Consider the following 5,997-nt stretch of genomic DNA (forward strand, 5'->3'; position numbering starts at 1 on the left):
CACGCATGCCCGCGACACCACCGCTGCCCGCACCCGTGCGCCGCCGGCACCGCCCTGCCGGCGTGGCGCTGGCGCTGCTCGCCCTCCTCGCCACGTGTCTCGTCGTGCCCGGCCCGGCCGCCGGCGCGGCCGGGCCGCTGATCTCGCAGGGACGGCCCACCACCGCCTCGTCGTCCGAGGGCGCCGCCACCCCGGCCGCCGCCGCCACCGACGGCGACGCCGGCACCCGTTGGTCGAGCGCCTTCGCCGACCCGCAGTGGCTCCAGGTCGACCTCGGGGCGACCGCCACCGTCGACCAGGTGCAGCTCGTCTGGGAGGCGGCCTACGCGACCGCGTTCCAGATCCAGGTGGCCGCTGCGCCGTCCGGGCCGTGGACCACCGTCCACACCACCACCGCCGGCACCGGCGGCACGCAGACCCTCGCGGTCACCGGCACCGGTCGCTACGTGCGGATGTACGGCACGGCCCGGGCCACCGGCTACGGCTACTCGCTCTGGGAGTTCAAGGTCTTCGGCAGCATCGGCACCACCCCGCCGCCCACCGGCCGGCCCATCTCGGAGTTCCGGACGGTCGCCGCGTCCTCGTGGGAGGGTGGCAACGCGCCCGCCGCCGCGCTCGACGGGCGGAGCACCACCCGATGGTCGAGCCAGTTCGGCAGCGACCCGCAGTGGCTGAGCATCGACTTCGGCGGCGTCGCCACCATCAACCGGGTGGTGCTCGCCTGGGAGGCCGCCTACGCCACCGGCTACCGGCTGGAGACGTCCGCCGACGGTGCCACCTGGACCACGATCTACGCCACCACCACCGGCCGGGGCGGCACCGAACAGCTCACCGTCACCGGCACCGGTCGCTACCTGCGTCTCTACGGCACCGCCCGGGCCACCGGCTACGGCTACTCGCTGTGGGAGGTGCAGGCGTACGGCGGCGTCGACGACACCGCCACCACCGCGCCGCTGCTCTCCGGCCCCACCCGCCCGCCGGCGACCCGCGACCAGTTCGCGCTGACCGCGCCGGCCGACGCGGCGATGGTCACCACCACCCGCCGGCCCGCGCTGAGCTGGACGGCGGTCGCCGGCGCGACCCGCTACCAGGTGTGGATCAACATCAGCCGCACCGACTACGACTTCACCGCCGTCGGCAACCTGCTCGACCTCTACACCAAGGTCGCCGAGCCGACCGGCACGACCTACACGCCCACCTGGGACCTGCCGGACCGCTGGACCTACCAGTGGTACGTCACCACCGTCGGCGGCACGCCGGTCACCTCGACCATCAGGCGCTTCAGCGTCTACCTGCCCACTGTGGAGAACGTCGCCGACGGGATCGGCGTCGTCGCCGGCGCCCGCGACCTCAACCGCAGCGGCGCCATCGAACCGTACGAGAACTGGCGGCTGCCGGTGTCGAGCCGGGTGGACGACCTGCTCGCCCGGATGACGCCCGAGGAGAAGGCGTACCAGCTGTTCTACAACGCCCAGGCGTACCCCCGGTCGGGTTGGCACTTCGGCCCCGCGCAGGCGGCGGACCTGCACAGCCAACTGCTCGCCTCGGCCGGCACCCGGCTGGGCATCCCGTTCGTCTCGGCGGGCGACACCATCCACGGCTACCAGACGACGTACCCGATGCAGAGCGCGCTGGCCGCGGCGAGGAACTACCCCCTCGACTACCGGCTCGGCGACATGCAGCGGCGGGAACAGTTGGAGGTCGGCACCCGCGGCGTGCTCGGTCCGCTGGCCGAGGTCGGCACCAAGGTGATCTACCCCCGGATCCAGGAGGGCAACGGCGAGAACGCGCAGGTCGCCGCGGCCCAGGTCCGCGCCCTGGTGGCCGGCCTCCAGGGCGGCCCGGAGCTGAACCCGCACTCGGTGCTGGCGACGGTCAAGCACTGGCCCGGCGAGGGCGCCGGCGGCGAGGCCCTGATCGTCTACGACAACGTGACGATCAAGTACCACATGATCCCGTTCCGCGCGGCCATGGAGGCCGGCGCGGTCAACATCATGCCCGGATACGCGGGCAGCTCACTGCTCGACCCGGGCGGCCCCGGCGCCGGCGACAGCGCCAAGATCCTCGCCTACCTGCGGCAGAACCTCGGCTACCAGGGTCTGATCACCACCGACTGGCTGCCGTCGGGCTCCTGGATCGGCGCGGCGAAGGCCGGCTCCGACGTGATGGGCGGCGCCGACCCGGGCGCGGCCGGCTTCTCGATCGCCGACTTCGTGGCCAACGTGCCGGCGTCGCGCATCGACGACGCGGTCCGGCGGGTGCTGCGGCTCAAGTTCCAGCTCGGCGTCTTCGAGGCCCCGTACGGCGACCCGGTCAACGGCCCGTACCGCTTCCACCAGCCGGCGTACGCGGCGCTGGCCGACCAGGCCGCCCGCGAGGCGATGACGTTGCTGAAGAACGACGCCGGCACGCTGCCGGTGCGGCTCGCCGCCGGTGACGACATCGTGGTCGCCGGTCCGCGGGCGGCCGACGGCGGCTCCTGCTGCGTGTGGACCAGCTTCTTCCACGCCGAGTACGGCTCGCGGACCATCCTGGACGCCATCCGGGCCCGGGCCGCCGAGGTCGGGGTGACAGTGCACCAGGACGACAGCCCGAACCCGAAGCTGGCGGTGGTCGCGGTCGGCGAGGCCTCCTACACCCACGCGACCAACTGGCCCAAGGAGCAGCCGTACCTGCCGCCGGACCAGCTCGCGGTGATCCAGAAGTTCCGCGCCCGGGGCATCCCGGTGGTGGTGGCGCTGGTGCTGCCCCGGCCCTACGTCATCACCGAGTGGCGGGACCTGGCCAGCGCCGTCGTGGTCACCTACCGGGGCGGCGAGGAGATGGGCCCGGCCCTGGCCGGCCTGCTCTTCGGCGACTACCAGCCGCGCGGCAAGCTGCCCTGGCAACTGCCCCGCAACCTCTCCGACGTGCTGCGTCCGGGTGGCACCGACACCCCGGCCGACGCGGTCGAGTCGTGGGACCTGCCGTACGACCTGGGCGCGACCGCGACCGAGCGGGGGCAGATCCGGGCCTCGATCGACGCGGGCCAGCCACCGGCGACGACGTACGGCAATCCGCTCTACCCCTACGGCGCCGGGCTGACCGGCTTCTGAGCGCACGGGCGGGGGCGCGCCCCGGCACCCGGTGCCGGCGCGCGCCCCGGCTCACACCTTGCGGAAGCGCGCCTCGGTCACCGCGAACAGCCCGTACGCCGCGAACCCGGCCGCGACCACGAGCAGCAGCGCGGTGCCGTAGGGCTCGCCGGCCAGCGTCCGCAGCGCCGCGTCGAGCCCGCGTGCCCGGTCCGGTTCGTACCGCCATGCCGCCAGGACGAACAGCACCCCGGCGATCCCGTACGCCAGCCCCTTGGCCACGAAACCCGCCGTGCCGAGCCGGCGCACCAGCCGCCGGGTCGCCGCCGCCATCTCGCCGACCCGCAGGTGCTTCTCGAAGCGCCCGGTGACTCCGACGAACGCCAACCATCCCCCGAGCCCGGCCAGGACCAGGCCCGCCACGATGACGGCGAGCCGTCCACCGCTCGACGCGAGCAGACCCTCGGCGGTGTCCTGCTGGGTGTCGGCGCTCGACGACTTCTTGCCGCGCACCACCTTGACCCCGCTGAACGCGAGGTAGAGGTAGAACGCGGCCCGGCCGGCCGACGCCAGCCGCTCGGTCGGCCGGCGCTCCCGGAGCATCTCCAGCACCTGCCAGACCGCCATGGCCACCAGCCCGACGACGATCGCCACGACGAGCACCAGGCCGAACGGCTCGTCGGCGATCTCCTGCATGGCGCCCGACTGGTCGCCGTCGGCGGCCGGCCCGCCCGAGGCCACCCGGACGATCACCCAGGCGAAGAGCAGGTGCAGGATGCCGTACCCGACGAAGCCGGCCCGGGTGAGACGCTCCAGCGTGGGATTGTCGGCGGCGCGGGAGACGGTGCCGCGAGCCCGCGAGGACAGCGATGACATGCGCCGACATTCACCCGTCGTGGCTCCGGCGAAACCTCGCCGACCCCCGGCGCACGTCGGCGTACCCGGTCTCGGTGACGCCGTGTCTATGCTCGTGGTCATGTCCCTGGGGAGCGCGGGCGGCGCGGACCGCTGGTTCGAGTCGGCGACCGGGACGGCCGGCGGGGTCGAGGTGTTCGTCTTCCCGTACGCCGGTGGCATCGCCGCGTCGTTCACGCCCTGGCAGGAGGCGGCCCCGCCGGAGCTGTCGGTGCGGGTCGCGCTGATGCCGGCCCGGGGGGTCCGGTTGCACGAACCGCCCGTCGACGATCTGACCGAGCTGGTGGCGGACCTGACGACGGCGGTCACCGAGCGGGCGTCGGGGCCGTTCCTGCTGTTCGGGCACAGCCTGGGCGCGCTGGTGGCGTTCGAGGTGACCCGGGAGCTGCGTCGCCGGTGCGGCCCCGATCCGCTGGCGTTGCTGGTCAGCGGTGCCGAGGGGCCGCAGACCCGGCGGGTCGCGCGGCGCTGCCACGAGCTCGACGACGACGGCCTGATCGAGGCGCTGCGCGACTTCGGGGTCACGTCGGCCGCGCTGCTGGCCGACCGGGAGCTGATGGAGCTGATCCTGCCGGGGATCCGGGCCGACTTCGCCCTGTCCGAGCGGTACGCCTACCGTCCCGGACCGCCGCTGGAGCTGCCGGTGCACGTGCTGCTCGGCGACCGCGACGAGCACGTCGACCCGGACCGGGCGGCCGGGTGGGCGCGGGACTGCGTGGCCCCGCCGCGGGTCCACGTGTACGCCGGGGGGCACTTCTTCCTGACCGAGCACCGGTCGGAGATCCTGGACCTGATGCGACGCATCGTCACCTGTCCCACCGCTCCGGCGCATTCCGCGACAAAGGACAGGTAAGGACCCACCGGTTCGCGAGGGCTTCCACGATGCCGGCCGGCGGACATGGTGGACCGACGAGACGCGGTGCTAGAGTTCGCCATTCCTTCGTCGAGGAACGCCGCTGTCGAGGCGGCACACCGTAGCGCGCGCCGAGGTGCTGATGAGCCGGCCGTACCTGCCGTCCCTGGTTCTGCGCGACTACCTGCACGCGGTGGCGACACTGCACCCCCACCTGCGCGGGATGCTCGACTTCGGACGGCCTGGCGCGGCCGAGGCGCTGGCCGAACTGGCTGCCACGGTGAGCGAGTTCGACACCGACTCCACCGGCCGGGGCGACTCGTACCGCCGGGCCCAGCGCGACACGCTGGTGCGCTGGACCGGGATGCGGCGCCTGCTGGAGTTGGCCACCCCGGCGGACGCCGAGCCGGTCACCCTGATCCTGGACGTGCTCGGCGGCGACGGCACCGTGGCCCGCGCCGCGAGCAGCCAGTCCGCCTGCTTCGAGTCCAAACTGGCGTTCGTCACCGGTGACGTGTCCGGCCACATGGTCGACCGGGCGCTCGCGCACGGCCTGCCCGCCGTCCGTCAGGCCGCGCACTTCCTCTTCCTGCGCGACGGCAGCGTGGACGCGGTGCTGCTGGCGTACGGCACCCACCACATCCCGGCCCACCGGCGGCCGCCGGCGGTGGCGGAGGCGGCCCGGGTGGTCCGACCCGGCGGCCGGATCGTGCTGCACGACTTCGACGAGTCCAGCCCGATGGCCGGGTTCTTCGCCGAGGTGGTGCATCCGCACGCCGCCGGCGGCCACGACTACCGGCACTTCACCCGCGCGGAGCTGGCCGGCCTGTTCGCCGACGTCGACCTGCCGGTGCGCGTCGTCGACCTGTACGACCCACTGATCGTGCGCGCCGACACCGAGCGGGCCGCGTACGCCGGGATGCGCGACTACGTCGGCGACATGTACGGCGTCCGGGACTTCTTCGCGACGATCGGCGACGACGCGGTGTGGCGGTTGCTCACCCACCACTTCGACCACACCGGCTACCTGGCCGCGATCGGCGGTCGGGACGGCATCCCGGTCCGGCCGGTGGTCTACCGGGCCGACGGGCAGTTCGTCGCCGAGGTGCCCCGGATGGCGATCGTCGCGACCGCGACCAGGACGGCGTGACCACC

At 73.8% G+C, this 5,997-nt stretch carries 4 protein-coding genes; 3 read left to right on the forward strand and 1 reads right to left on the reverse strand.

The genetic code is table 11. The features are described from left to right. Positions 1–5: 5 nt before the first annotated feature. Positions 6–3,095 (forward strand): discoidin domain-containing protein, encoded by a 3,090-nt coding sequence (locus ACH495_RS27200; RefSeq protein WP_396860545.1) that lies wholly within the window; start codon positions 6–8, stop codon positions 3,093–3,095. A gap of 51 nt (positions 3,096–3,146) precedes the next feature. Here the strand turns inward: ACH495_RS27200 and ACH495_RS27205 are convergent, their stop codons facing one another. Further along, a complete protein-coding gene (locus tag ACH495_RS27205) occupies positions 3,147–3,950 on the reverse strand; it encodes a DUF1206 domain-containing protein (protein ID WP_396860546.1) in 804 nt (267 codons plus the stop codon). A gap of 100 nt (positions 3,951–4,050) precedes the next feature. On the opposite strand from ACH495_RS27205, the gene ACH495_RS27210 reads away from it, so the two are divergent. Then, the gene (locus ACH495_RS27210) at positions 4,051–4,842 is read left to right on the forward strand and encodes a thioesterase II family protein (RefSeq protein WP_396860547.1); all 792 of its coding nucleotides are present in this window, start codon (positions 4,051–4,053) and stop codon (positions 4,840–4,842) included. A 142-nt stretch (positions 4,843–4,984) separates the two neighbouring features. After that, a complete protein-coding gene (locus ACH495_RS27215) occupies positions 4,985–5,992 on the forward strand; it encodes a class I SAM-dependent methyltransferase (RefSeq protein WP_396860548.1) in 1,008 nt (335 codons plus the stop codon). The last annotated feature ends 5 nt before the right edge of the window (positions 5,993–5,997 follow it).

This window comes from Micromonospora sp. NPDC018662 (genome assembly GCF_044391475.1).
Classification (GTDB): Bacteria; Actinomycetota; Actinomycetes; order Mycobacteriales; family Micromonosporaceae; genus Micromonospora.